We start from the raw sequence: 26,591 nt of genomic DNA, 5'->3' as shown, positions 1-26,591 counted from the left end.
AATAAGAGAATTGGGGGCTGTCTCACTTGCTGGTGAGCCAGCCCCCTGCCGATTAAGAAAGGAAGAAAGGAGGCATGCTCCACATCCGGCGTTTCTTTGGAACAGAAATTGTATTATCAATATCGTCCACAAATCTGACGAATTTACAATCCGGAAGTCAACCTATTTTTTTGAGCTCAAAAACGTAACGGCAAATATTCCCACATATAAAGTAGGGATAAGAAAACATCGGTGGATAGGGGAACTTTATTTATTTACAAGAAGTTCTTTAAATTGAAGCCACCTTCCGGATTGTAAATCCGATACTCGCACACGTTTAATTACTTTATTCATAAATTGATGAAACTTTCTCTGTACCTTACCATGTTCCTGCTTTGCTCGGGATTGGGAGCCCAGGCCGCCGAACTGAGATATTTTTATGATTTCAACGAGCTGAACGGCACTCTGTCTTCCCTGAACAACAATAATCTGGCCGGACCGGACGCCGGCTCCGCCACCTTCAGCGGGGGCGGCTGGATCAATTACACGGCGGGATATGAGGGGCTGGGATACGACAGCCGCGCGAACGGCGGACAGCTTACGCTGGGCTCTTCCAGCACCGGACTGGGCCTGAATACCACGGAAGGATTCAGCCTTTCCATTGCCGTGAAGGATTTTTCTCCGGGCAACAACCACTCCACGACCAAGTGGAACAGCATGCTGACCTTCACGTCCGGCAGCGGCCAGAATATGTACCTTCAAAAGGATTCCGGCGATACCTCCACCGCGGGCCAATGGGCAGCGTATTGCGGCGGAAACGTGGGGAACTGGGCCAACCTGACGGTTTCCAAGGATTCCTTTTCTAATATCATCATCACCTTCCAGAACGGGGAATTGAATATTTATCTGGACGGGCAGCGGAGAATCACCGCTTCCGGAGTCAACTTTTCCGGAGACGTCCAGTCCCTGAAGCTGGGCTCCTCCGCGGATACCACCATGGACGATCTCCAGTTGTACTCCGGCGTTCTGAACGATGCGGAAATTGCGGCCCTGGCCGCCAATCCGGCCCTTCCCGTTCCGGAACCCGCCACCGCCACGCTGAGCCTGCTGGGACTGGCTTCACTGTGCATGCTGCGCCGGAGGAGCTAATTTAAATCAGCCATGATTTTTTTAAACGGGAAAGCGAGTTGGTGCTTGTTTTCCCTTTTTTATTCTATATTACCCTATTTGTTAGAAACTGCATGAAAATAACCGCACTGTTCTTTGGAGTGTTCGCCGGCTGCCTCTCTTGCATTCCGGCCTATGGATCAGATTATATCTGGAATGGAGGCAATGGGTCCTGGACGGATTCCGGAGCCTGGCAACTGGACGGCTCCGCCGCGGACTGGGGAAATGGAAATACGGCCCAATTCCAGACAAATTCCTCCATCACGGTCGGAACCGGAATCACGGCCTCCGGCCTGCTTTATGACGGAGCGGCCGTCACCCTGAACGGAGGCTCCCTTACCCTGACGGGTACGGCAGCGGGCCGCAACGGCGGTTCCGCCACTCTTTCCAATGCCGGGCTGGTTCTGGACGCCCCCAATGCGGGAGATTCCTATGAAGTGCTGGATACCAACCTTGCAGGCACCTCCACGCTTACCAAGACAGGGAACGGCTCCGTTATCCTGGGCGGAACGCATACGGCCAGCGGCGCCTGGAATATCAATGCGGGAACGCTGGTTTTCACCGGAGAAAGAAACATCACGGCCACGGACAACAACCGGATTAACGGGAAGATCAGCATCGGTTCAGGAGCCGTACTGGACGCCAGCAACGGCCGCCTGTTCCATAATAACACTTACACGGCCAATTTCCAGTCTCCCACCATCACGCTGAACGGCGGCACGCTCAAGCTGAACCAGTTCGGGTATGATTCCGCCTCCCTGGGCAAGCTGCACAACAACTTTTACGCCCTCAAATTCGCTTCCGGCACTTCCAGCCGCATCGTCATTTCCCAGGGGTATGAATCCGGAGGCACGGCCAGCCGCGGCATTTACATCGCCGGATGGGGCACGACGGCTACCATTGAACTGGGAGCCAACCAAACCCTTACATGGACTTCCTCCAATGCGCAGTACCAGGACGCCATCGTCTGCGAAACCGGCGGCGGGAGCGCGCTGGCGCTCGCCATCGGAGAAAATTCCGTACTTTACTTCAACCAGGTCTTTGCCAATAAAAACACGTCCAACGAATACGGAGACCCCACCACCGCCAACTTCTCCGGCCTGAGCCTGATCAAATCCGGCGCCGGGGAGCTGGTCATCCAGAGGGCCAATACGATTTCCTCCGGACGCGTGGTCCGCGTGGACGCCGGCAAGCTGACGCTGGATGTGGACAACGCCTTCGGCACCGGCGGCAATCTGGGCAATGTAAGCATCGCTTCCGGAGCCCTGTTCTTCATGAACGGCCACACCCTTTCCAACGTCATTGACGTTCAGAACGGGGCCACGCTGGACATGGGAGGGAGCTCTTATGCCTACATGATTAACTGGCATGAAGGCGGCATCCTCCTGAACACGGAGAATAACAAGGGCACGCTGAATATCATGACCCGTGCGGCCCTGGAGCTGGGCGCCAAGGCATGGGCGGGGAGCGTGCTGACGGATACGGATACCGTTTTTACGCTCACGGCGGACCAGAACCTGGAAGCCCTGGGAGCAAACGTCAACTGCTGGGTAGGCGGACGCGGGTATAACGGCACCCTCCAGAACATCACCTTCACGGGCGATCACGGAATCAACGTTGACAACTACGGGGCCAAGTGGGCCGTCATCCTCTCGGAAAACGTCACCTTCCAGGACATCGGCAGCCTGACTTTCTCCAACAATGCGTCCGACATGTCCAACTCCGACGCCCTTTACGGCGCAGGAGCCATTGCCGCCAACGACACCGTCACCTTCAGCAACACGGGAGCCCTTACGTTCACCAACAACAGCGTACGCACCAACGAAGATGAATCCGCTTCCGGAGGGGCCATTTACGCTTCCGGCGGCGCCTCCTTCTCCAACACGGGGGCCATCAGCTTCTCCGGAAACTCCGCGATGACGAACGGAGGCGCCATCCATACGGGAGGCACCACGGGCAGCCTGAACTTCTCCGACATTGCGGAAAACATCTCCTTCACCGGAAATACGGCGGGAGAGAACGGCGGAGCCATCAATAACGACTATGAAGCCGTGGAGTGGTCCAATGTGGGCCACGTCACCTTCTCCGGCAACATGGCGGAGGCCGGGGCGGGCGGCGCCATCTGGTCAGGCGGAGACGTAACGGTTGATACCGCCTCCTCCTTCAGCATGACGGGCAACGAGGCCCGCGGCGGCAGCGGAGGAGCCATTTACTCCGACGGGAATGTTACCTTCTCCGGGGCAGGTTCCCTGACCTTCTCAGACAACCATGCCTTTTCCTACGGAGGGGCCATCAGCGCCTACGGAGACATCACCATCTCCGATTCCGGTTCCGCCGCCTTCTCCGGCAATACCGCCTATGAAGGAGGAGCCCTGGACGCCTACAACGTTTCCATTTCCGGCAACACGGGAACGGTACTGTTTGAAAACAACAGTGCGGAAAACACCGGGGGCGCCATCAACCTGCAGGCGGGGGGCTCCGTTTCCCTGACGGCGGACCAGGCGGACATCATTTTCCGCGGAAACACGGCCCAGGACGGGAGCGTTTACAACGCCATCCATTTCAACGACGGTTCCACAGGCTCCTTTAATGCGGGGGACAACCGCCAAATTCTGTTTGAAGACGGCCTCAGCTCCCAGGATGAATCCGTGGCGGACATCAGCGTGAATGACGCCGCCGGGTCCAATGGCACCGTCGCCATGTCCGGTGCAAACAGCCAGTCCGGCATCCGGGCCAACACGACCGTTTACGGCGGCACGTTTGCCGTCACCAAGGGCGCGACCTACGGCTACCATTCCGCAGACTGGAGCACGGAGGAAGCCCGCACCTCCTTCACGGTGAGCGGCGGGACGCTCCACATCGGCGAACAGTCCACCCTGAATGCGGCGGACGTACGGCTGGAGGACGGCACGCAGCTCTCCGTCATGGGGACCGGCAGCCTGAATGCAGACACGCTGACCCTGGGGAACAACGTCACCGTCCTCGGTACGGGTGAAGGCAGCTTTTCCATAACCGCCAATGTCATTGACATCTCCAACGGAATCACGATTGACTTCTCCGCGGGCGCCGTGGCAGGCCTGGAACTCCATGCGGACACCCTGACGCTGGGCGGCACGCTTACCCTGGGGGATGACCGGGTGGACTACACTTCCTCCGTCTGGCAGACGGACCAGTCCTACCTGGTCATGGATGCCTCCGGCGTCACCAGCATGGACGGCTCCTTCTCGGAAATCCTCTCCTCCCTCTCCAACTCCGCTACCGTCACGGTGGGAAACCTGGGCCTGGAGGGCTATGACCCGGCCCTGGAGCTGGGCCGCTGGGAACTGCGCTGGGATGAAAACAATTCCCTGCATCTGGACTGGATTTCCAACGGCCTCGTAGTCCCGGAACCCGCCACCTCCCTTCTGATCCTTCTGGCCGCAGGCGGCATGCTCGCCGTCAGAAAGCGCACCTTCTAAAAACAATTAACCTGTTAATAAAGCATGAACAACATCCTTAAAACCGGCATGTGCGCCCTGGCCCTGGGCCTGTACGGCGCAGCCCCCCTGCATGCGGCTTCCGCCACGGCGTACTGTGAACAAACGCACTCCGTCCTGTATGCGGGCGCGGCCAGCCAGGCCATCATGAAAATCAAGGTGACCGTCACGGAAACCAGCCAGATTCTGAAGGGCATGTCCTTCTCCATGGACGGAACCACCTCCGTTTCCGACATCGCGAAGGCCCGGATTTTCTATTCCGGCTCCACTCCCTACTTCTCCCCGAACGCGGAGCAGTCCAACCGCCGGGCCGTCCCCGTGCTCAACGCCATCACCAAGGGCGCCAAAACCCTCCAGTTTGAAGGAAGCCAGGCTCTTTCCCCGGGTGACAACTACTTCTGGCTGTGCGTGGACCTCACATCGCGCGCGCGTGGGAATAACAAGGTGGACGCCTCCTGCACGGGCGTGGCCCTGCTGGAGGACTCAAACGTGGCGGTCAGCAACCCCTCCCCGGAAGGCTTTGCCCAGGTATACCCCTACCAGTTCCGCGTGGTGCCCTATTACCGCAACACCAACCTGATGCAGTGGAACCCCAACCACCTGAACGCCCAGCATTTCAAATCCTTCACGGACCTCATTTATTTCAACGTGGGCTGTGACACGGAGGGGAACCTGACGGGCCAGAACAACGCCCAGTTCCTGAACGGCCTGGACAAGCTCAAAAAACTGCGCGGCACGGCGGGCAGCAAAATCATTCTGGGCGTGGCCCATTGTGACGCAGGGCTGACGGCATTCACGGGCAACGCGGAAAAGAGGCGCCAATTTGCGTACCAGCTTGTTTCCTTTGCCAAGGAAAAGGGCTTTGACGGCATAGACATTGACTGGGAATACCCGGACAACACCAACGAATGGTACAACTTCTGCCTGCTGCTGGGAGAAGTGCGCTCCGCCATGGGCGCCAGCGGCATGTCCCTGAGCGCGGCGATCAATCCGTACTACCTGGCGCCCACCAGTGAAATGATGGACCTGCTGGACTTCGTGAACCTCATGAGCTATGACCGTGCCGGACAGCACTCCACCTATCCGGACATGCTCACGGACATCCAAAACATACGAGAAAAAAACATTCCGGACTGCAAAATCGTCGCCGGACTGCCGTTCTATACGAACGAAACGCGCTCCGCCCGCAACTGGGACGCCCAGAAAGGCTATTCCAACGTGATCCAGCTCTACCCCAACATCGCCCCCGGCACGGACCTGTGCACCATCGACGGGCAGCAGCACTACTTTAACGGCATCACCACCATTAAGAAAAAATGCACGTACGTGAAAAACCAGAAGCTGGGTGGCGTGATGATCTGGTGCTATGACGGCGATTTGCTGCTGACGCACGCGAAATCCCTGGCAAAAGCCATGTACACGATCATCAAGCAACAGCCTGTCCGCTAACGTTTTGAAATAGTCCTCCCTCCGGCGCGCGTTCCCTTACCGGGAAGGCGCGTTTTTTTATGTGGTCTTTTTTGATTCAAAAGGATTCAGGGGTTGTCTTTCCCGGGGCCCTTTGCCATTATTTCCACCTAATCCTTTTCATATCACCTCATCATATGAACACCACATTGAAACTCCACGGCCTGGTGGCCGCCGTACATACTCCGTTCAAGGCGGACGGTTCCCTGAATCCTTCCATCGTTGACGCCCAGGCCAAACTGCTTGCCGCCCAGGGCATCAAACTAGCTTTCATTACCGGCAGCACCGGGGAATCCTCTTCCATGCAGCTTGCGGAACGCAAGGAAATCTATTCCGCCTGGAAGGAAGCCTCCGCCAAGCACGGCGTGGACGTCATCGCCCATACCGGTTCCAACAGCGTCTGGGACGCCCGCGAACTGGCCGCCTTTGCCCAGGAATGCGGCTTTGTGGCCACCAGCTCCCTTTCCCCCTCCTATTACAAGCCCGCTACCGTCCAGCGCCTGGTGGAATGCTGCGCCTTTGCCGCTTCCGGCGCTCCCGAACTGCCCTATTACTATTATGACATTCCCGTGCTGACGGGCGTGCGCTTCAATCCCGTGGACTTCATCAAGCTGGCCAAGGAACAAATCCCGAACTTTGCGGGCATCAAATTCACCAATCCGGACCTGGCCCTGTACCAGACCACGCTGAATTATGACCAAAACGTGGACATCCCCTGGGGCGTGGACGAATGGTTCACGGGCGCCCTCTCCGTAGGCGCCAAAGGCGCCGTGGGCAGCTCCTTCAACTTTGCTCCGGCCCTGTACCAGAAGCTGATGAAATCCTTTGAGGAAGGCGATGTGGAAACGGCGCGCGACTGCCAGTGGAAATCCGTGCAGATGATCAACATCCTGGCCTCCAAGGGCTACATGGGCTGCGCCAAGGCCCTGATGGGCTGGCTGGGCGTAGACCTGGGCCCCGCCCGCCTGCCGCAGGGCAACCCCACCGCGGAACAGCTCAAGGAACTGCGCTCCGAGCTGGAAGCCATCGGCTTCTTCCAGTGGGCCATGAACTAAACCGCACCCCTTCTTATGGCTGCAACACTTGACCTGCCCGCACTGGGCGCATTCTACCGCCGCCAGCTTCTGGAAAACGTTCTGCCGTTCTGGTTCCCCCGCGCTTTTGATGAAAAAAACGGGGGCCTCTACCACTGCTTTGACGCGGACGGCACCCTGGTGGACACGGACAAGTCCGTGTGGGCCCAGGGCCGCATGGCCTGGATGCTGCTGACGATGTACAACAGCATTGAAAAGAACCCGGACTGGCTCAAATGGGCGGAAAGCGCCCTGACCTTCCTGACGGCCAAATGCGTGGACCCTTCCGACGGCCGCATGTACTTCCATGTGGAGGCGGACGGCACCCCCATCCGCAAACGCCGTTATGCGTACAGCGAATCCTTCGCCGCCATCGCTTTTGCCGCGCACGCGAAGGCCGTGGGAAGCGAAGAGTCCGCCAGGGCCGCGCGCCACTGGTTCGATATCTTCACGGACATCTGCTTCACTCCGGGAAAGATGGTTCCCAAATTCACCGGAAACCGTCCCGCTACGGGACTGGGAACGCGCATGATCACGCTGGCGACCGCCCAGGAACTGCGCAAGTACCTGGGTGACGAGGACGGCTTTTACACCGGATGGATTGACCGCTGCATCAACGACCTGCGCACCCTGTTCATGAAACCGGAGCTTAAGGCCGTGATGGAAGTGGTGAGCCCCGACGGCGCCATCATCGACCACTTTGACGAGCGCACGCTCAATCCCGGCCATACCATTGAAGGCGGCTGGTTCGTGCTGGAGGAAGCCCGCCACCGCGGCAATGATCCGGAACTTATCAAGGTGGGCTGCGACATGATCGACTGGGCATTCGCCCGCGGCTGGGACAAGGAAAACGGCGGCCTGCTCTACTTCACGGACGTGTACGGCAAGCCCGTCCAGGAATACTGGCACAACATGAAATTCTGGTGGCCGCACGATGAAGCGCTCATCGCCATGACGCTCGCCTACAAGCTCACCGGGGAAGAACGCTACGCCATCTACCACGACATGGTGCACAACTGGGCCTTCTCCCACTTCCAGGACGTGAAGCACGGCGACTGGTTCGGCTACCTGAACAAGGACGGCTCCAGGGCAAACACCCTCAAGGGCAGCCTCTGGAAGTCCTTCTTCCACCATCCCCGCGCCATGTGGTGCTGCGCCCATTACTGCGGCGCCATTTAAGGGAAAAACAGTTTCCTCCCCGGCGGCCGTCCCGTGTTTTACGGAACGGCCGCTTTTTGATGCCCGGCTGGGAGTTTATAGAGGCAGGCGGTAAAAAGCTTGCTCCGGAAAGCTTTTACAATGGAAGGGAAACCACGGAAGAACACGTCCCCACAGCTTGAACAAACGGAAATGAAGTCTTTTCCCATGAGGCTTTTTCCGCGGTTACAGCAAGATGTCCTCTGTCCGTACCACCACGTCCCCGGGGTCCAGCATGGCGTTAATCAGGGAACAGAACCGGAATTTCCCCATATCCTCCGCCCTCACCCGGCGCTCGTGAATGGCTCCCTCCGCCAGCAGAAACGCGCGCTTGGTGCCCGGAAGAAGGAATGTCTCCGGAGTCACCCAGGAAGCGCCGTCCCCGAACACGACATTGCTGTACCGCGTATCCGTCACCATCCCATGCTGAAGGATAAGGACTTCTTCATCCGCGCCCATGCCTGCCCCGGCGGATTGAAGAGCGGCCCGGTCCTCCCACTTGCAGGAGTAATCCAGCCGGGGAACTTCCACGCACCGCAGCCTTCTCACCATCCGGGGGCGGTAAGGCTCAAAAGAAGGGTTCCGCACCCTTCCCCGCGTATCGTACGTGATATGGCATTTGTAAACGCCCTTGCCCCCGGGACCGCGGCATCCTGCCAGCACGGAGGCCAAGTCCGGCACGGAAGAGCCTTCCTCCCCGTGAAGTTCCATGCTCCTCTCCACCCTGCGTTGGTGCCAGGGCAGCAGGCGGGGGGCTCCATCCTCCCATTTTACGGTTTCAAAGATCAAACGGCACATAAACTTTGGCAACAGCTTCCCGGTATTCCTCCTCCATGCGGCTCATGACGGTAATGCCGCCCCCGCTCTTGTACGCCATCCCCTCCCCGGTCTCTTCCATGAAGCGGATGGCGACGGCGGAATCCAGCTCCCGCCCGTTGAAAAAGCCGAAAACTCCCGTGTAAAATCCCCGTTCCATGTCTTCCGCCTCCGCAATGGCCCGGCAGGTGGCCTCCTTGGGCGCTCCGGTCACGCTTCCGGCGGGCAGCAGCTTCATCATCATCTCCCCCAGGCTGGAACGCCAGTCTTCCGGGAGAGTGCCTGAAATTTCAGAACTGCACTGGAGGATGGCGCCCCCGCGCGTTTCCACGGGGCTGATGTAGCGGTAGCGCTTCACCTGCACGCCGGACGCCACCATGGAGAGGTCATTGCGCATCAGGTCCACAATGGTGGCGGACTCACGGTTCTCCTTCTCATCCGTTTCCAGCCATTGGCGGGCTTCCTGCGTGCAGGCGCCCGCCGTCCCCTTCATCGGAAACGTGGAGACGGTGCGCCCGCGCACCGTGACGAACGGTTCCGGAGAAAAACAGACGCAGCCGCGGCCATGCACGCCGGGAACACGGGAGTCCGGCCCCAGCAGCATCCGGTACGGCGCGCGGGCGTACCGGAACAGGTGGCGCAACGCCAGGTTGGTTTCCACGGGAGTAGCCATGCACAAATTCAGCAGGTAGGAGTCCCCCCTGAGCAGATGCTTCCGCACGGAGGAAAAAGCCTCCGCATACCGGGACATGGAACAGGGGGAAGGAGTGAACCGTATCCGTTCCGGAAGCGCAGGCATCTCCCCCCTCAGTTCCATCTTTCCCAGGGGAAGCTCAAAGGCCGCCGTACGCCCCTCCCCTGCTCCGGCAGGTTCCAGCAGCAGGTTGTGTTCCAGGTCATGGGAGATCACGAAAAAAAACGGATGTTCCGCACGGCCCAGGGCATTCATGCGGCGGATGGTTTCTTCCCGTGTGTACATTGGCGGGAATTACTCTATCATGTGCGCGCCATGAGTCAACAGAACGTCTGGATCATTGACCACCGGGATTCCTTCACCTGGAACCTCGCGGAACTAGCCAGGGTGACGGGAATGGCCGTTCCGCGCGTGGTTCCCAATGACTCCCCGGAACTGGAGCGGGCTGTCCAGGCCGGGGAAAAGCTTATCCTGTCTCCGGGCCCCGGCGTGGTGCGGGACGCGTGCCACCGGGCAACCTTCCGCCTGCTGGACGGGCTGCCGCCTTTCACCCCGGTGCTGGGCGTCTGCCTGGGGCATCAAATCCTGGGCGTCCATTACGGGGCGGAGCTGGAGCACCTCTCCCGGCCTCTGCACGGGGCGCGGGAATCCATACGCCGGGTAGCATCATGCCCGGTCCTTGACGGATTGCCGGAAGAATTCCCCGCGGGCCTGTACCATTCCTGGCGCCTTGCCCCCGCCCCGTGGCCGGAGGACCTGGCTGTGACCGCCAGGGACTCCCGGGGGAACATTCAGGCGATCCGCCATAAATCGCGCCCCCGGTACGGCATCCAGTTTCATCCGGAATCCATCCTGACGCCGTCCGGCGCGCTCCTGCTGCGGAACTTTCTCTCCCTTCCGGAGATGGGGGAGGCCCATGGACGAATGGCATGAGGGATGAACGGGAGGGAACCGCAAAGTGTCTCATTCCTGTACCATCCCGGCCCGCCCCGCGGGCCAGGTCAGGAAATAACGCCTTTTTATGCTCATGAACGCACAGGACGAACTTAAAATCAGGGACATGGAAATCCTGTTCCAGCCTTTCCACTCACGCAAGCTCAACACCCCGACGCGCCTGGTCCTTCCGGCCATGACGCGGGGATTTTCTCCCAACGGGGTTCCCACGGACCAGGTGGCTGAGTATTACAAGAGCCGGGCAAAGCATGAAGTGGGCCTTATTATTACGGAAGGCACCTTCATTGACGAGCCCAGCGCCTCCCCCTCCTCCAACTATCCCAACTTCTTTGGCGGAGCCTCCCTGCGGGGATGGAAAAAGGTGCTGGAAGCCGTCCACACCACGGACTGCAAAATAGTCCCCCAGCTCTGGCACGTGGGCATGGACCGCCCCTTCAAGGGAGACAACCTGCCCAACCCGGAACTGCCGCCCATCGGTCCCTCCGGAATAGACGTGAACACGCTGGAACAAACGGCGGAACCCATGAGCATCGCCAAGATTGAGGAAGTCATTGACGCCTTTGCACGGGCGGCGGCGGACGCCAAACGGCTGGGCTTTGACGGCGTGGAGCTGCATGGAGCGCACGGCTACCTGATTGACCAGTTTTTCTGGAAGGAGACCAACAGGCGCACGGACGAATACGGCGGCGACCTGGTGGGCCGTACCCGTTTTGCCAGCCGCATCATTCATGCCGTACGCAAGGCGGTAGGCAGCCAGTTCCCTATTATCTTCCGGTTCTCCCAATGGAAAACGGGCCATTACGACGCCAAGCTGGCGTATTCCCCCGTGGAGCTGGAAGACTTTCTGGCCCCCCTGACGGAAGCAGGCGTGGATATCTTTGACTGCTCCACGCGCCGGTTCTGGGAACCGGAGTTTGCGGGCTCACGCCTCAACCTGGCCGGATGGACCAAAAAGCTCACCGGAAAGCCCACCATCTCCGTCGGTTCCGTGGGACTCAAGGGAGACTTCACCAACGCCTTTGACGGCGGACCGGAAGCGGAGGCCGCCAGCCTGGAACCTCTGGTGGAACGGATGCAGGCCGGGGAGTTTGACCTCATTGCCGTGGGACGCGCTCTGCTGGCGGATGCGGAATGGGCGGAAAAAATACGCCATGCCCGTGAAAAGGACATCCACCTGTTCACGAAGGAAGACCTGAAAACGCTGAAATAGGAACTGGCGCTCAGTCTTCTCCTCCGGCGCGGCCCTGCTTTTTCCTGATGCGGACCGTCAGGTACAACAGCCGGAGCACGGTCAGCGCCGGAACCTGAAGCGTCAGGAAATACCACGGCTCAGGCCCGAAGTACTCCAGAACGGTTCCCGGAGGGGCGTACCGGGTGAACCCGTAATTCGTGCCCAGCCAGATATTCACGGGAATGATCAGCAGCAGGTACGCGTCGCACAGGGCCAGCGTTTTCACGTCGTCCCAGGGGCGTGCGCGCCATTGCAGCACCACGGGGATGTACAGCGCGGAAACCAGCAGCAGGCCGTGCCCCACGAAGAAGGCAAAAAAGGCGCCGGAGGGGAATCCCTCATACAGCATGGGCGTAATCAGCCCCTGGATGCTGGCGGCCAGCACGCCGAAGTAAGCGGCGGCACACGCCCAGGGCCTGCGGTACCACAGGGCGATGAAGCAGACCAGCGTCATCAGGCTGCAAAAATGCAGGGGAAGCCGGTCCTGCCAGGGTTCCCAGTGCTCCCGGACGATGCGCCCGAAGGTCTCAATCAAAAAAGTGAGCAGGAAAACGGCGCCCAATACTTTGCCGATGAGCACGCGTTTTTCCATCCGCAGCCGACGGCAGCCCCACAGAAGGGCGCCCGCAGCAGCCGCCACGATGCCGAGCGCCATCCAATGCGGCAGGCTCCAGCGGATGAACAGGGCGGCGTCTCCGGACATGGAAATCAGGCGGAAGGAGGTTCCGGGCATGCTTGAAGCTTGCCGCTCATGGACTCCACCCGGAGGCGAAGGACGCATACGGCGCGGACCATGGCGGGGGTAAAAGCCGCTTCCCGCCCCGTCTGTTGCAGCATAATGCGGCTCAAGGCACGCATCTTTTCCCCGTCCTCCTGAAGAATTTCCACCGTTCCCCGGCCCATCACGCAGGCATACGCATAACTGTACAGGCATGGGTTTTTCCCCTCTATCAGCCTATGGTCCCCATCCATTTCAAAAGAAGCGGCCGGGCGGGATTGCAGGATATCCAGCTTCCGCCCTTCCCTGGCGCAGTGGAAAAACAGCTCCAGGGAACCGGCCCGGTCCTCATAACCGAAGTTCAGGGGCACCATGTACACCTCCCTGCCGTCCCATAATCCCAGGCGGCACACCTTGAACCGCGCGATCATCTCCAGCAGGTCCTCCCGCCGGGTTACTTCCTTGTCTTTTCTTCTCATAAGTGAAACCTTTCCCCTTCCGCTCATGCAGAGCGCAGAATCCGGCCCTGTAAAAGAACAGGAAACGGACCGGCTGCCCATGGCAGCGGAGAAACGGACCGGAACAGGGATATAGAAAAAAATCCTCCGTGAAAAGCTTTTTACCCCAGCTCTTCCGCTTTTCCGGAACACCGGAAAACATCAGGAAGCGGAAGCCTCCGTCACATCAGCAAAAACAGCATCCGCCGCGCGGCATAAATCCACGGGATTCAGTTCAATCTGGCACCCCAGGCGGCCACCGCTCACCACCATCTTCGGCAGAGCCTCCGCGCTGGAATCAATCACCGTGGGGTACTTCTTCTTCATCCCCAGGGCCGTACAGCCGCCGCGGACATACCCTGTCACCGCCGTAATATCCTTCACGGGAAGCATGGCAACGGCCTTGGCGCCTGCGGCTCGCGCCGCCTTCTTCAGGGAAAGCTCCGCGCCAATGGGAATGACAAACACGTAATACTGGCGGGGAGCGCCCTCCGTCACCAGCGTCTTGTACATCTTTTCCGCCGGCAGCCCCAGAGCCTCCGCCGTATGCCGGGCATCCACGAACTCATGGCACTCATACGAATAATGCCTGTAGGGAACCCGCAGGGTATCCAACAGGCGCATGGCGTTCGTCTTTACCTCCCTCTCCTTCTTTTTGGACATAAGCTTGAAACGGAATCTGCCCGCAAGCATAGGAAAAACGGAGCCCTTTGACAAGGCCGGGAGGCCCTTCCCCGCCCGCGCGAGGGAAGGGAAAAAGCCATTCCCTCCCCCTCAACCCTTGACTTGACGCTGACAGAGGGGCTAACATCCGGCACCATGGCAGATCATCACGTCCGGAGAAGCATTGGGGAACACATCCTGCGGTGCTCCGTCCTGATCGTGGCGCTCTTCATCATGTCCCTGGGCATTGCCCTCTCCGCCAAGGCCAACCTGGGAGTCTCCCCCATCTCCTGCACGCCGTATGTGCTCAGCCTGGCTCTTCCGCTGACGATGGGTACCGTCACCATCCTGATGCACCTGAGCTTTGTGGCCGTGCAGGCGGCCCTGCTGAAAAGGAACTTCCGCCCGGCGCATCTGCTCCAGATACCCGTGGTATTCCTCTTCGGCGCGTTGACGGACTTCTCCATGTGGCTGATGGCTCCCCTGGAACCGGACGGCTACCTGTGGTCCGCCGTACTCTGCCTGCTGAGCTGCCTGGTCATCGGCTTCGGCGTATTTCTCCAGGTCAAGGCGGATGCCGTTCTGCTGGCCGCGGAAGGAATGAGCCTGGCCTTCGTCAAACTCTTCAAATGGGAATTCGGAGCCGTGAAAACCAGTGTGGACTGCACGCTGGTCTGCATTGGCCTGGCGTGCTCCCTGACGCTCCTTCCGGGACTGACGGGCATCCGGGAAGGAACCATTGTGGCGGCCGTCCTGGTGGGAATGATCGTCCGCTTCTTCAACAGGCACGTCTTCTGGCCGGACAGGCTGCTGGAACGGCTGACACGCTCCGGAGCGGCGGAAGAACTCCTTCCGCTGGCACAGACAGCCGCTTACGCGCCGGACGCTCCGCTGGTCATTTCCATTGACCGGGAATACGGCTCCGGCGGCCACGCCATCGGGAAAATGCTGGCGGAAAAACTGGGAATCCCATTCTACGACTCGGAACTGGTATACCTCACCGCCGCCCAAAGCGGCCTCACCCCGGACTACATCCGCAAGCATGAACAACAGCTCACCAGCCGCTTCCTGCACGAGCTCTACGCGCAGAACTACGCCTACACGGCGGAAGAACTGCCGCCGGAAGACGCCACCTTCCTGGCCCAGAGCAAAGTCATCCGTGACATCACGGCTGCACAGGCCTGCGTCATTGTGGGCCGCTGCGCCAACTTCATCCTGAAAGGAAGGCCCAACCTGTTCAGCGTCTTCCTGCATGCGGATCCGGCCGTACGCATGCAGCGCGTCGTGGAAAACTACGGAGTGGAACCTGCCCGCGTAGCCAAAACCATGGACACCATGGACTCCCGCCGCCGCACCCACTGCCTGCACTACACCGGGCAGGAGCTGGGCAACGCCCGTCTTTACGACCTGTGCGTCAACACGTCCGACTACGGACTGGAACGCACCGTGGAACTGATCCTGGAAGCCATCAACACCAGAACGGCGGAATCCCCCGCCGCGGCAGCGGCGCCCGTCCGGGAACCCGCACTACCGGAACCGGATGCCGAAGACCTCCAGGGAGAAATCTCCCTGGCCTGAGGATAATTCAGGACTCCGGGAAATCCGGATACGCTCCCGGCCTGCCAATAACACGGTCCGGTGAAAGTGAAAATCAACGGCGCCCCCCTATCCATAGTCCAAGAGTTCATGAGACTCTGGTCCCTCCACCCTTCATATCTGGACTCCATCGGCCTGATTGCCCTGTGGCGGGAAGGCTTGCTAGCCCGGAAAGTCCTGCTGGGCCAGACAAAAGGCTACATCCACCATCCCCAGCTCATCCGCTTCCGGGAAACGGAAAACCCCATTCAGACCATAGACGCCTATCTGAAAGCCGTCCATGACGAATCCGTCCGCCGGGGCTACAACTTTGACTTAAGCAAAATTTCTCCCTGCGAGTGTCACCACCCTACCCTCCTCCCCCTACCGGATAAACAACTGGAATACGAATTCCACCATCTCCTGAACAAACTTAAGAAAAGGTCTCCCCACCAATATTCTCTTTTGCAACAGACCACATCCATCCTTTCCCATCCACTTTTCCAAGTGATGCCGGGAGACATTTGTTCATGGGAAAAATATGATTAATCAAAAACGATTAAAACAAAATTCATTTAGCCAAATCAATACAAATAACTTCTATATTATTTTCATAACCAATAGGAACAGAATCTTTTACCCTCTCTAAAAAGGAATCGTGACCACGGAAATTAAATATTAAATAAATTCCATGTTGTACATTTGAAGAAAAATACTTGTCTATTAATTGACTTTTAATACTTGTATACAATTCTCTATTACTATCTTTCTTACATTCAATCTGTATTTCAAAATTTTCTACGTTATAACGTACATTAATGTCCACTCTATTATTGGCCTCATATCTTTCCTTGGTCATATCAAGATCATTTCTATATCTATCTTTCAAACGACGAAGAATAGTGTCTCTACAGAATTCTTCATCTTTCGAAGAACCATCCTGATTATAAAAAGCATCTTTATCATTATCACGATTATCCTCTATCGTTTTCTTCAACTCATTCAATCTACAACAAACGTCTATAAAGAAATCCTCTTTTGATAAAATTGTGTCAGATATAATAAATTCTTTGAGATTTTCAATAGGAATCGAATTTTTTACACTGTCTGCTTCCTGTTGGATCAACTCACTAATGCGATTTGTTATTAGATGTGTCCAAACATCATTTTCATTCCTCCGCCTGATTTTTAATTCTTGCAATTCTCCTAAATTTAAGAGATAGAAGCAATCCCTCCGTAAGAAGGTAGCACACAGATCTCTAGCTGATTGTAAACCACTTACATATTCTATAGATTCAGGCGTATTAAAACAGCTGATCATATAGTCTATAGCTCTTACTTTCATATCCGAAGATAAAGAATGAAAACTGTATTTACTCGGTGAACAAAATTCACTTAATATAATTGCATGGCTTTTAATAAATTCTTCTTTTTTACCTTCTAGAAAAATAATCAGAGTTCGAATTTTATTTTTATTCTCGTCTGTCAGTTCACATTCCTCCAATTGTTGTAAAGTTCTCAAATCTAATTGAAAAGCCATTAAACGCAAAAATGTCTCGACAATATAATTTACATTACTCTTACACGCCACAGCCATCTTTCTCAACTGCTCAATTTCAATTTCTTTCTCAAAATACGACAACAATACATTTTTTAAGCTAGGAACTTTCTTAGCAATTGTATTTTTTAAAAAATATTTCAGTGATTCTTTTGCTAGTTTAGAATTCTTTACATTAAAATATTTCACAAAATCATTTTTGATGATACCGCATATATTAGAATGTAAAATACAGTTGATGTAAATGTATTTTTGAATCTCAGTATCCAATTTCGAAAGTTCTTCATGTGTATTCAATGAGCATGAAACATAATAAACCCTATGTATTGGGTTATCTTCTATCAAAGAATATATATCTAAGTTATCAATTTTTACTCTATCAGAATTATATAAATTTTTAATAATATCTTTTAATCGTTTTTGTGTATGCTCAGAAACAGGAATTGCTTTTTCACAAAAAATAAATTCTGCAATCCAAAAAAGATGTTCATTTACAATATCATTGTCACTCCTATTTTTGAAATATTCATCATTCTTTATAATTACATTTCTATCATTTTCTTTTCGTTTTTCCTTTTTCTTCTCATACTCGATCGTCCATTCTTCTTCAGGAGGATATATGAGTTTTTCATATATATCTACAATTTGAAATCTTTGTGCAATTGCTTTTATATTTTCTGAAGATTGATTTTCTTTTGGTAACGCACAAAATGCAAATTGAAACAGTTTCTGATTTATGTCAGCATCGAAATTTAAATTCATTTTTTCAAACAATATCTCGCTTTTCTTTCTTACTATACATATGGGAAATAGGTATTGAAATTCATGAATTTTACAAATTTCACTATTACTCTTCAAAATATCATCTACGTATAATGAAAATAATTCATCAGCCAATCTTTGTAATTTTTCTAAATTTTTTTGAACTAATTCCTCCATGGTGAATAAAGGTTCCAAGGGATGGTCTTTATATGGCCGATAATACTGTTTAAAATGCTTTAGAATGTTATAAATTTCAGAAGCAGATAAACCTTCTTCAAATTTCAATATCGTTTCATAAAAATAATCTTTTATAAAAAATTCAGCAATCTTAGGTACTTCCATACCTGATTTGCATTTACTCAGTTGATAAATCCGATCTATCAATTCAAATTTATGTTCATATCGAGTTCGGAATAAAAAATCTCCATGCCCTCCCATACTTGATTCCTGATACATCATCAGGTATTCAACAACTTTCTCCAATGAGAGATGATCAGGGTACAGTAATTCCAATAATTTATCTTTTAAAGTATTATCCCCATCCTCTATCTTCCTATTTTTGATTAAATCAAGTACTTTTGTTAAAAACACCTTGTCTTTAGAAACGCCTTCAAGCATTTCAGTTTTATAGTAAGGAGAAATACCTTTTGCTACTATTTTCTTTTTCAAAAAATCAATCATTTTAGCACTCAATGATGTATTGGATACGACAATACGGGTAATCAAATACACATAATGGTTATCCAATCGTAATGCTTCTTCTAGTTCATCAATAAAAAAATCATCAAATTCAGAATCATAAATATCGGAAAGAAATTCTGTTCTGTTGAAATTCCAGAAATATGGATTATCCAATGAATATTTTTTAATCTCCAGAAGAATCTCTCTTTTTTGTTGATCATTAAACAGCGATGGATCACCGTAAACTAATTGATAATAAGGGTCTATTTTAATGAATTCATTATTCCGCGACAAAGAACACAACCATGCATAGGTACCTCTTAATTCTGTCGCTACCTTGCCCTTATATGCAAACATATTTTTAACACGCAAAAATGATAATGGACAACTTTCTGACAATTTATACTTCTGAATGAACATTGCTGCTGCAAATTCGGCAATGGTTCTGTGGATAAAGTGATGTTCTGCAAACAATGCTGTTCTAAGAGTTGCTTCTAATTTCTCTTTAGGATAACCATTGGAAGTGTCACATATTTTGTCCAAGAAATCTCCTCCCAGTTCTCCGACATCCGAAAACATATAGAAAAACGCAATATATCCTACATATTTCAGCATTTCATCAGGTTCAAGTCTGTATTCCCTTCTACGATTATGCGAACTATTATGTTCGCGCGCGGTAATAATAAAGTCCTTGTAGAGTTCAGATTTGGCATCAAAATTTTTCTCAGGATTATTTTTATACAGCTGCACTAACATTGTAAACATCTGAGGATTGCTCAAAAAACCATGACTTGAAAATTTCCTCATGAATACTTCAATATTATCAACTCTATGTAATTCAGCCAATTCTTTCTGTTGTAACTCATTCATCGGCTGAATTTTATAAACTTTTGCAATGTTTCCGACTACATCTTTTAATGCTTGAATATCACTTTCTCCATACCAGTCCATTTCTCGACAGGTTATGACCACTTTGATTGTATCTGGCAGTTCTTGTATCCTATGGGCAAGTTCTACCATCAGAAATATTTCATCTTTTTCGAAACATCTACTTTCATCCAAACCATCCAATAATACTATTTCAGTACAATCTTCCATAGCTATTGGAAATTTTAAAAAAGATTTTATCTCTATAAACTTTGTTCTTGAGGAATGATCTTGATAATATTTTTTCAAGAGAGATGTTTTCCCACTTCCAGGAGCTCCAAGAATGACTATGATTCTGCTTTCTTGAAGTGCATCATTAAATGAAATAATTTCTTCTGTTTCATTAGAATGCTTTTTTAAAAATAAATCTATATACATAAAAATATTAATTATAATTTTTCACTTATGCTAATTTCATAGCAGTATCACTTGTAATATTCTCTAGGGACGGCCTATTAAATATCTATATCTGTTATCAGGTACTACAAATCTTGATAACTCCCATATGCTCTAAGGATTATTGTCAAAGAGATTTTGTATACTCAAAAGCGTCCCTTATTTTTATCCGTGAATCTTCCAACTGGCAAATAATAGTTGATAAAAGGAAAAGGCCTTAAAGCGTTTGTGCTTTAAGGCCTTTATTTGGTGGAGCATAGCGGGTTCGAACCGCTGACCTCCTCAATGCCATTGAGGCGCTCTACCAACTGAGCTAATACCCCTTGACTTTCGTCTTGGTGCGTCCTGTTGAGGACGGGGAGAAAGTACCATTACTGGCGCAGGCGCGCAAGCTTTTTCTGCAAAAAAGATGCGGATGGATGATTTTTTCCGGGAAATCCCGGGCTGGGAAGATTCATCAGGCCACGCCTGCCCGGAAATCGGGACAGCCCGGACAAATGTGTTTGAATGGAGTTCACGCCTGATTTACCTTCCATGAAAGATGAAACGGCTCTTTTTCCTGCATCGCACGCTTTCCGCTTCCGCCCTGGCGGCTTTTTTCCTGGCAGGTTCCCTGCACGCGCAGGAACCTCCCGCAACCGCCGGACAACCGGCACCCACGGCGGAGAGCGGCATTTCCACACCCCGGCGGGTAGCCGGGCTGGGCGTTCTGGCGTTCCTGATCGGCTGGATGATCTGGAGAAGCGGTTCCCGCCGCCAGAAGGACGGCAGCCAGGAGCAGGAGGGGCCCCATGACACCGAACCCCGGGAATGACGCCGTTTTTGAAAGGTTGCCCCTATCCTTTGCGTAGTCGTTGCAGAGAGTACCCCTCTGCCCCATTCATCCATGAACGTTCTTTTACCCATCCTGAGCCTCCTGTGCGGCGCCATGCTGGCGGAAGCCGCTTCTGGCGCCGATGCCGGAGAACCTTCCCCAGGCGTAGCACAGGAATTATGGTTCGGCATTCCGGGTAGTTCGGTGAGGGATTTAACGCACGGAAAGGTTTTTGAAACAGCGGCATCAGCCGTTCACAAGATAAGCAGCCTGGATGTAACTAATCTGGGCGACCAGTACGGAGCCCGTTATTCCGCCCTGCTCCGGGTGCCCGCCAGCGGAAAGTACCGCCTTTACCTGTCTTCCGACGATTCCGCCGAGCTGTGGCTTGGCAAGGACGCCACCCAGAAGGATATGGCCTGCATCGCCACCGTCAAAGGGTATTCCGATCCCCATAATTGGAGCAACCAGCCCAACCAGGCATCCGAACCCATCCAACTGGAAGCCGGCCGTTTTTATTTTCTGCTGGTGATTCACAAGGAGGACGGCGGCCCGGACCATATGTCCGTCGCCTGGTCAGGGCCCGATATCCCTGCTCCCGTCATCATTCCGTCCACGGCCCTGTTCGTTCCCCCCGGCATTCTGCCGGAAGACAAGCCCCAGGCGCCTAAATCAGCCGAGTAAGCCCTCCGTGCCATTCCGGACGCCGTCGGAACTTTTTCAGGGCATCCCCCCTTGCCCTTAGAAAAAGGGTGCGTTTCATGCGGTGCGACAGCCGGAGAATGGGAGCGTTTTCCCTCCCGATGATCAACTACCGGGCCTCCCCTTTCAGAGAAGCCCGGCTTTCTCGTCGTATATCACGTAGTTAATTGGAGCGGACTGACACCAAAAATGTCAAAACACCCACTGAAATCAGTCTAGCGGATTTCTAATCCGTTCGGCGCAGGATGCCATGAACAGCATGAAGGATGAAGCCACCTTCAAAACGCCGAATCGATAAAATATTCTCGTTCCCTCACGGCACAACCACCTGGGGAACAAGTGCCTCCCGGCCCTTGAAAAACCATACTTCCCAAAAGAAATTCCACTTTGCTGCGCTTATGATGTTATATGATATACGAAAGCCGTGAGGCTTCCGGTTCCCAGCTGGTTGCTCAAGAAACATCCGGAGTTTTCCCTCAAATCATTTCTCTTCAAGCTAGGAACTTGACCGCGGATTAGAAATCCGTTTTCATCCCGGTTGTCCTGAATTTCTCCTTAAGGAGTTGAATTTCTTAAGTTACTCAAAGAAAGTTTACACGGAAGAAATACCGGGAGCATCCGGTCTACAGGAATGGAGAATTTCCCGACATGGGACGGATGGGAGCGGCTGAGCCTCTCCTCACGTTTCCTCATTTCATTTTTTATCACTATTCATTTATTTATGCGCATTTTATTATTTTTTTCAGATACTCTGCTTTAGTTATACACCTGTTATCCACATTCTATTTACATCACCTTTCATCTTCGGGTGAGCGTCCGTCCTGTTTTTACACGGCCAAATCATGAATGCGGAAACCCAGGCAGAAAATAGAAATAGCCATGAAGCCCTTCAAGCTACACTCAAACGGGCAGGAGAAGAACAGAAAACCAACTCTCCCAGCCGCCTTTTCCATTCTGGAAACAGGCTCCAGAAAAGAACGGCAAACCACCTGGAACGATTCTCAGACCGGGATCACCTCAAGAGTTATACACATCTTATGAACATATTATTATCAAACCTTCCATGATTTGCCCTGATTTTTTTCGTGATCGGCAAAGTTTCATCACAGGCAGGCTTCAAGGAAAACACCGGAAACGGCTTTGACCGGGAGAAGACTGTTTCCCGTAGATTATCTTCCGGATGTTGAAGAGAAGAGTTACCGCTGCCGTTATCACATTCATATTATTGAGACAGAAATGCACCGTTCACGTGCTTTTCAAGCGCCAGAGGATAAGGCATCCGCAGATATTTCACGTACACATTTCTCCCGGAGCACGGATTTTCCATCCATTTCCGCAGGACAGAATGAGAGTAAACGGAAGGATTTAAAAACGCACGGCCACGAATGCCTGTTTCCATGGCAAGCGTGACGCCAATTGTCCTTGTCCCAAACACGGACGAACGGTAGATTTTCCGCGCCATATGACCAGAGCATCCAGATTCGAACGCCTTGATTATCTGAAGGACCAATTGAGCAAAAGGATTGTCATCCTGGATGGCGCCATGGGCACCAATATCCAGAAGTTCAGGCTGGGGGAGGAGGATTACCGCGGGGAACGTTTTGCGGATGCGGCGCGCTACCCCAACGACCTGAAGAATAATAACGACCTGCTGGTCCTGACCAGGCCGGAGGTGATCCTGGACATCCACCGCCGCTTTTTGAGCACGGGGCATGCGGATATTCTGGAAACCTGCACGTTCAGCGCCACCAGCATCGGCCAGCACGATTATTTCTGGCACCGTCCGGAAGAAGGGCGCCGCAAGGACCAGGATTATTTTCAGGAGGTAGTGGACGCCCCCGGGCTGAAATCCCTGATCCGGGAAGTGAACCTGGCCGCCTGCGCCCTCGCCCGCCAGGCCTGCGACGAGGCGGAAGCGGCGGACGGAAGGCCGCGCCTGGTGGCCGGGTCCATAGGTCCCCTGCCCGTTACCTGCTCCCTGTCTCCGGACGTGAATGACCCGGGGTTCCGGGCCGTGAATTTCCGCCAGCTGAGGCAGGCCTACCGCGACCAGGTCCTGGCCCTGCTGGAAGGCGGCGCGGACCTGCTGCTGGTGGAGACGATTTTCGACACGCTGAACGCCAAGGCGGCCCTGTTCGCCATTCAGGAGGTTTTTGAGGAACAGCCGGACGGCGCCGTTCCGGTCATGGTGTCCGTCACGCTGACGGACAAGGCGGGGCGCACGCTGTCCGGCCAGACGATTGAAGCGTTCTGGAATTCCATCCGCCACGTACGCCCCTTTTCCGTGGGCATTAATTGCGCCCTGGGGCCCGACCTGATGCGTTCCTTTGCGGAGGAGCTTTCCGGCCTGGCGGATTGCCATGTGTCCATTTACGCGAACGCCGGGCTTCCCAACCCGCTCAGCCCCACGGGGTACGACCTTCTTCCGGAGGACATGGCCCGGTTCATGAAGGAGTACGCGTCCCTGGGCCTGCTGAATATCGTGGGCGGCTGCTGCGGCACCACTCCGGAACATATCGGCGCCATTGCGGCCGCCGTGGAAGGCCTGGCTCCCCGCGTTCCAACCGCGCAAGAGCCCGCGCTGCGCCTGTCCGGTTATGAAGCGTACAACCACACTCCGGAGAAGAATACCCTTTTTGTGGGGGAACGCTGCAACGTGGCGGGTTCTCCCAAATTCGCGCGCCTGATCCGTGAAGGAAAGTATGAGGAAGCCGTGTCCATCGCCCGCCAGCAGGTGGAGAACGGAGCCGTGGTGCTGGATTTCTGTTTTGACGACGGCCTGATTGACGGGCCGGAGGCCATGGTCCGGTTCCTGAACCTCGTTTCCGCGGAGCCGGATATCGCCCGCGTTCCCTTTATGGTGGATTCCTCCAAGTGGGAAGTGCTGGAAGCCGGCCTGCAGTGCATGCAGGGCAAGGGTATCGTGAATTCCATTTCCCTGAAGGAGGGAGAGGAGGAGTTCCTGAAGAAGGCCTCCCTGATTAGGAAGTACGGCGCGGCGGCCGTGGTGATGGGTTTTGACGAACAGGGGCAGGCTTCCAATTACGAGGACCGCGTCCGCATCGCCCAGCGGGCTTATGACCTGCTAGTGAACCGCGTGCAGTTCCCGCCGGAGGATATTATTTTTGACCCGAACGTGCTGACCGTCGGCACCGGGATTGCGGAGCACGCCAATTACGCCCTGGATTTTTTCAAGGCCGCAGGCTGGATTTCCCAAAACCTGCCGCACACGCACATTTCCGGCGGCATTTCCAATGTTTCCTTTGCCTTCCGCGGCAATAATCCGGTGCGGGAGGCCATGCACTCCGCCTTCCTGTACCACGCCACCCGGCAGGGGCTGGACATGTGCATCGTGAACGCCGGCATGCTGGAGGTGTACGACAATATTCCCAAGGACAGGCTGAAGCTGATTGAAGACGTGCTGCTGAACCGGGATCCGGACGCCACGGAGCGCCTGACGGATTATGCGGAAAAGCTGGCCGCGGAGAAGACGGAGGCCGGAGCGGAGAAGAAGCCCGTGCTGGAGTGGCGGGAGCAGGACGTGGCCAAGCGCCTGGAGTATTCCCTGATCAAGGGTATTACCGAGTTTGTGGATGCGGATACGGCGGAGGCGTTCCGGGAGCTGGGCTCCCCGCTGAAGGTGATTGAAGGCCCGCTGATGGAAGGCATGAAGGTGGTCGGGCAGTTGTTCGGGGACGGGAAGATGTTCCTGCCCCAGGTGGTGAAGAGCGCCCGCGTGATGAAGCAGGCCGTGGCCTGGCTCACCCCGTATATTGAGGCGGACAGCAAGGGCTCCTCCAAGACGGGCAAGGCCGTGATCGCCACCGTAAAGGGGGACGTGCATGACATCGGCAAGAATATCGTGGGCGTGGTGCTGGGCTGCAACGGCTTTGAGATGATTGACCTGGGCGTGATGGTCCATTGCGATACCATCCTGGACCGGGCGGAGGCGGAACAGGCGGACCTGGTGATGCTTTCCGGCCTGATCACCCCTTCCCTGGAGGAAATGTCCCACGTGGCCGCAGAGATGGAGCGCCGGGGAATGACCATTCCCCTGATGGTGGGGGGAGCCACCACGTCCGCCCTGCATACGGCCCTGAAAATAGCCCCCCATTACCAGGGCGCCGTGGTGCATACGGTGGACGCGTCCCAGGTGGTGCCCGCTGCCGCCTCCCTGGTGAGCGGGAAGAAGGATTCCTACATCGCCGCCGTGAAGGCCCGGCAGGAGGAGTTGCGCAACAGGCATGAGAACAAGCCCGCCCGCGACCTCCTGTCCCTGGAGGAAGCCCGTGAACTGCGCTGGAAGGGGGCGGAGGGCGGTTACCTTCCCCCCGTGCCCGCACGCCTGGGGCCGGTTTCCATCGGCAGCCTGCACAGCTCCGTCAGCTGCGGCTGCTGCAGTGACGATCCTCGCTATTACGTGACCGTGGAGGAGCTGGTTGAGCGGATTGACTGGACTCCCTTCTTCCACGCCTGGGAGCTGCACGGCTCCTGGAACCGCGCGGCCCGGGAGTTCCGCACAAAGGACCCTTCCAAGGCGGAGGCGGCCGCCGCCCTGTACCAGGACGCCCGCGGCCTGCTGGACCAGGCCGTCAGGGAGAACCGCTACCAGGCCCGCGGCGTGATAGGCATTTTCCCGGCCAATTCCACGGCCAGCCATGACGATATTACCGTCTGGACGGATGAGTCCAGAAACGTTCCCCAGGCCACCCTGCTGACCCAGCGGCAGCAGTTGAACAAGCAGGGGAAGACCCGGATGGCGCTGGCGGATTTCATCGCCCCCGCGGGAGTGAAGGATTACGTGGGGGCCATGGCGGTCAGCATCCACGGCTCCCGGCGCTGGGCGAAGGAGTGGGAGGACAGGAACGATTCCTACCGCGCCCTGCTGGTGAGTTCCCTGGCGGACCGCCTGGTGGAGGCCTTCGCCTCCATCGCCCATGACAGGCTGCGCCTCCTGTGGAATATTCCGGAAGAGTCCGGGGTGCGTCCCGCCTGCGGCTATCCCAGCCAGCCGGACCACCAGGAGAAGGAAACCGTGTTCAGGCTTCTTCATGCACAGGAGGAAGCGGGCATGAGCCTGACGGAGACCTGGATGATGCAGCCCGTTTCCGCCGTCTGCGCCCTCGTGTTCTCCCACCCGGAAAGCACCTACTTCACCGTGGGCGCCACCGGAGAAGACCAGCAGAAGGATTACGCCGCCAGAAGGCAGGCCGCCCATTCCTGACCTTCCCTTTTTCATTCCGC

At 54.7% G+C, this 26,591-nt stretch carries 19 protein-coding genes and 1 tRNA gene; 12 read left to right on the top strand and 8 right to left on the bottom strand.

The features are described 5' to 3' along the window. Nucleotides 1-339: 339 nt before the first annotated feature. The 5 genes from ABGM91_RS10490 (at nt 340) to ABGM91_RS10470 (ending at nt 8,341) form a co-directional block, all read left to right on the top strand. A complete protein-coding gene (locus tag ABGM91_RS10490; RefSeq protein WP_354832154.1) occupies nt 340-1,128 on the top strand; it encodes a LamG-like jellyroll fold domain-containing protein in 789 nt (262 codons plus the stop codon). A 92-nt stretch (nt 1,129-1,220) separates the two neighbouring features. Further along, the gene (locus ABGM91_RS10485; protein ID WP_354832152.1) at nt 1,221-4,604 is read left to right on the top strand and encodes a PEP-CTERM sorting domain-containing protein; all 3,384 of its coding nucleotides are present in this window, start codon (nt 1,221-1,223) and stop codon (nt 4,602-4,604) included. 24 nt (nt 4,605-4,628) lie between these two features. Then, complete coding sequence (locus ABGM91_RS10480; RefSeq protein ID WP_354832150.1) at nt 4,629-6,071, top strand: glycosyl hydrolase family 18 protein; 1,443 nt, start codon at nt 4,629-4,631, stop codon at nt 6,069-6,071. Between the two features lie 155 nt (nt 6,072-6,226). Next, nucleotides 6,227-7,144: a dihydrodipicolinate synthase family protein gene (locus ABGM91_RS10475; protein WP_290565178.1), complete on the top strand. Its 918-nt coding sequence runs from the start codon at nt 6,227-6,229 to the stop codon at nt 7,142-7,144. Nucleotides 7,145-7,159: 15 nt separating this feature from the next. Further along, nucleotides 7,160-8,341, top strand: a complete 1,182-nt coding sequence (locus ABGM91_RS10470) for an AGE family epimerase/isomerase (protein ID WP_290565177.1) — start codon at nt 7,160-7,162, stop codon at nt 8,339-8,341. Between the two features lie 204 nt (nt 8,342-8,545). On the opposite strand, the gene ABGM91_RS10465 is transcribed toward ABGM91_RS10470, so the two are convergent. After that, nucleotides 8,546-9,157, bottom strand: a complete 612-nt coding sequence (locus ABGM91_RS10465; RefSeq protein ID WP_354832147.1) for an aminotransferase class IV — start codon at nt 9,155-9,157, stop codon at nt 8,546-8,548. Next, nucleotides 9,138-10,154 (bottom strand): aminodeoxychorismate synthase component I, encoded by a 1,017-nt coding sequence (locus ABGM91_RS10460; protein ID WP_354832145.1) that lies wholly within the window; start codon nt 10,152-10,154, stop codon nt 9,138-9,140. Before ABGM91_RS10460 ends, ABGM91_RS10465 begins: the two co-directional genes overlap by 20 nt. A gap of 30 nt (nt 10,155-10,184) precedes the next feature. Between ABGM91_RS10460 and ABGM91_RS10455 the strand changes: the two genes are divergently transcribed. Continuing rightward, nucleotides 10,185-10,802, top strand: coding sequence for an aminodeoxychorismate/anthranilate synthase component II (locus tag ABGM91_RS10455; protein WP_354832143.1), 618 nt, complete (start codon nt 10,185-10,187; stop codon nt 10,800-10,802). A 94-nt stretch (nt 10,803-10,896) separates the two neighbouring features. Next, nucleotides 10,897-12,033, top strand: coding sequence for an NADH:flavin oxidoreductase (locus ABGM91_RS10450; protein ID WP_251841511.1), 1,137 nt, complete (start codon nt 10,897-10,899; stop codon nt 12,031-12,033). 10 nt (nt 12,034-12,043) lie between these two features. Here ABGM91_RS10450 and ABGM91_RS10445 read toward each other — a convergent pair whose 3' ends face one another. From ABGM91_RS10445 to ybaK, 3 genes are all read right to left on the bottom strand, one after another. Next, nucleotides 12,044-12,787, bottom strand: a complete 744-nt coding sequence (locus ABGM91_RS10445) for a TIGR02206 family membrane protein (protein WP_354832141.1) — start codon at nt 12,785-12,787, stop codon at nt 12,044-12,046. Further along, nucleotides 12,763-13,251, bottom strand: a complete 489-nt coding sequence (locus ABGM91_RS10440; protein WP_354832139.1) for a pyridoxamine 5'-phosphate oxidase family protein — start codon at nt 13,249-13,251, stop codon at nt 12,763-12,765. Before ABGM91_RS10440 ends, ABGM91_RS10445 begins: the two co-directional genes overlap by 25 nt. A gap of 180 nt (nt 13,252-13,431) precedes the next feature. Continuing rightward, nucleotides 13,432-13,932, bottom strand: coding sequence for a Cys-tRNA(Pro) deacylase (gene ybaK, locus ABGM91_RS10435; RefSeq protein WP_354832137.1), 501 nt, complete (start codon nt 13,930-13,932; stop codon nt 13,432-13,434). A 156-nt stretch (nt 13,933-14,088) separates the two neighbouring features. Here ybaK and ABGM91_RS10430 point away from each other — a divergent pair, with 156 nt between their 5' ends. Further along, nucleotides 14,089-15,510 (top strand): cytidylate kinase family protein, encoded by a 1,422-nt coding sequence (locus tag ABGM91_RS10430; protein WP_354832135.1) that lies wholly within the window; start codon nt 14,089-14,091, stop codon nt 15,508-15,510. Between the two features lie 108 nt (nt 15,511-15,618). After that, nucleotides 15,619-16,056 carry a pyrimidine dimer DNA glycosylase/endonuclease V gene (locus tag ABGM91_RS10425; protein WP_354832133.1) on the top strand — a complete coding sequence of 146 codons (438 nt, stop codon included), beginning with the start codon at nt 15,619-15,621 and terminating at the stop codon, nt 16,054-16,056. Between the two features lie 22 nt (nt 16,057-16,078). On the opposite strand, the gene ABGM91_RS10420 is transcribed toward ABGM91_RS10425, so the two are convergent. The 3 genes from ABGM91_RS10420 to ABGM91_RS10410 form a co-directional block, all read right to left on the bottom strand. Beyond that, nucleotides 16,079-19,813 carry a hypothetical protein gene (locus ABGM91_RS10420; RefSeq protein WP_354832131.1) on the bottom strand — a complete coding sequence of 1,245 codons (3,735 nt, stop codon included), beginning with the start codon at nt 19,811-19,813 and terminating at the stop codon, nt 16,079-16,081. A 265-nt stretch (nt 19,814-20,078) separates the two neighbouring features. Further along, nucleotides 20,079-20,154: transfer RNA gene (locus ABGM91_RS10415), tRNA-Ala, on the bottom strand. Between the two features lie 48 nt (nt 20,155-20,202). Further along, nucleotides 20,203-20,367 (bottom strand): hypothetical protein, encoded by a 165-nt coding sequence (locus ABGM91_RS10410; protein WP_354832129.1) that lies wholly within the window; start codon nt 20,365-20,367, stop codon nt 20,203-20,205. Between the two features lie 5 nt (nt 20,368-20,372). Between ABGM91_RS10410 and ABGM91_RS10405 the strand changes: the two genes are divergently transcribed. The 3 genes from ABGM91_RS10405 (at nt 20,373) to metH (ending at nt 26,571) form a co-directional block, all read left to right on the top strand. After that, nucleotides 20,373-20,645, top strand: coding sequence for a hypothetical protein (locus tag ABGM91_RS10405; RefSeq protein WP_354832127.1), 273 nt, complete (start codon nt 20,373-20,375; stop codon nt 20,643-20,645). Between the two features lie 72 nt (nt 20,646-20,717). Further along, a complete protein-coding gene (locus ABGM91_RS10400) occupies nt 20,718-21,329 on the top strand; it encodes a PA14 domain-containing protein (RefSeq protein ID WP_215429927.1) in 612 nt (203 codons plus the stop codon). 1,480 nt (nt 21,330-22,809) lie between these two features. Beyond that, nucleotides 22,810-26,571, top strand: a complete 3,762-nt coding sequence (gene metH / locus ABGM91_RS10395) for a methionine synthase (protein ID WP_354832125.1) — start codon at nt 22,810-22,812, stop codon at nt 26,569-26,571. Nucleotides 26,572-26,591 lie beyond the last annotated feature (20 nt).

Source organism: Akkermansia muciniphila (genome assembly GCF_040616545.1).
GTDB classification, from domain to species: Bacteria; Verrucomicrobiota; Verrucomicrobiia; order Verrucomicrobiales; family Akkermansiaceae; genus Akkermansia; species Akkermansia muciniphila_E.
The sequence above is the reverse complement of the archived record's forward strand: the minus strand, read 5'-3'. Positions and strand labels throughout refer to the sequence as shown.

Bases quoted from the DNA above. Each gene is read 5' to 3' on its own strand.
- ABGM91_RS10490 (WP_354832154.1), top strand. From the start codon at position 340: ATGAAACTTTCTCTGTACCTTACCATGTTCCTGCTTTGCTCGGGATTG.
- ABGM91_RS10485 (WP_354832152.1), top strand. From the start codon at position 1,221: ATGAAAATAACCGCACTGTTCTTTGGAGTGTTCGCCGGCTGCCTCTCT.
- ABGM91_RS10480 (WP_354832150.1), top strand. From the start codon at position 4,629: ATGAACAACATCCTTAAAACCGGCATGTGCGCCCTGGCCCTGGGCCTG.
- ABGM91_RS10475 (WP_290565178.1), top strand. From the start codon at position 6,227: ATGAACACCACATTGAAACTCCACGGCCTGGTGGCCGCCGTACATACT.
- ABGM91_RS10470 (WP_290565177.1), top strand. From the start codon at position 7,160: ATGGCTGCAACACTTGACCTGCCCGCACTGGGCGCATTCTACCGCCGC.
- ABGM91_RS10465 (WP_354832147.1), bottom strand. From the start codon at position 9,157: ATGTGCCGTTTGATCTTTGAAACCGTAAAATGGGAGGATGGAGCCCCC.
- ABGM91_RS10460 (WP_354832145.1), bottom strand. From the start codon at position 10,154: ATGTACACACGGGAAGAAACCATCCGCCGCATGAATGCCCTGGGCCGT.
- ABGM91_RS10455 (WP_354832143.1), top strand. From the start codon at position 10,185: ATGAGTCAACAGAACGTCTGGATCATTGACCACCGGGATTCCTTCACC.
- ABGM91_RS10450 (WP_251841511.1), top strand. From the start codon at position 10,897: ATGAACGCACAGGACGAACTTAAAATCAGGGACATGGAAATCCTGTTC.
- ABGM91_RS10445 (WP_354832141.1), bottom strand. From the start codon at position 12,787: ATGCCCGGAACCTCCTTCCGCCTGATTTCCATGTCCGGAGACGCCGCC.
- ABGM91_RS10440 (WP_354832139.1), bottom strand. From the start codon at position 13,251: ATGAGAAGAAAAGACAAGGAAGTAACCCGGCGGGAGGACCTGCTGGAG.
- ybaK (WP_354832137.1), bottom strand. From the start codon at position 13,932: ATGTCCAAAAAGAAGGAGAGGGAGGTAAAGACGAACGCCATGCGCCTG.
- ABGM91_RS10430 (WP_354832135.1), top strand. From the start codon at position 14,089: ATGGCAGATCATCACGTCCGGAGAAGCATTGGGGAACACATCCTGCGG.
- ABGM91_RS10425 (WP_354832133.1), top strand. From the start codon at position 15,619: ATGAGACTCTGGTCCCTCCACCCTTCATATCTGGACTCCATCGGCCTG.
- ABGM91_RS10420 (WP_354832131.1), bottom strand. From the start codon at position 19,813: ATGTATATAGATTTATTTTTAAAAAAGCATTCTAATGAAACAGAAGAA.
- ABGM91_RS10410 (WP_354832129.1), bottom strand. From the start codon at position 20,367: ATGGAAGGTAAATCAGGCGTGAACTCCATTCAAACACATTTGTCCGGG.
- ABGM91_RS10405 (WP_354832127.1), top strand. From the start codon at position 20,373: ATGAAACGGCTCTTTTTCCTGCATCGCACGCTTTCCGCTTCCGCCCTG.
- ABGM91_RS10400 (WP_215429927.1), top strand. From the start codon at position 20,718: ATGAACGTTCTTTTACCCATCCTGAGCCTCCTGTGCGGCGCCATGCTG.
- metH (WP_354832125.1), top strand. From the start codon at position 22,810: ATGACCAGAGCATCCAGATTCGAACGCCTTGATTATCTGAAGGACCAA.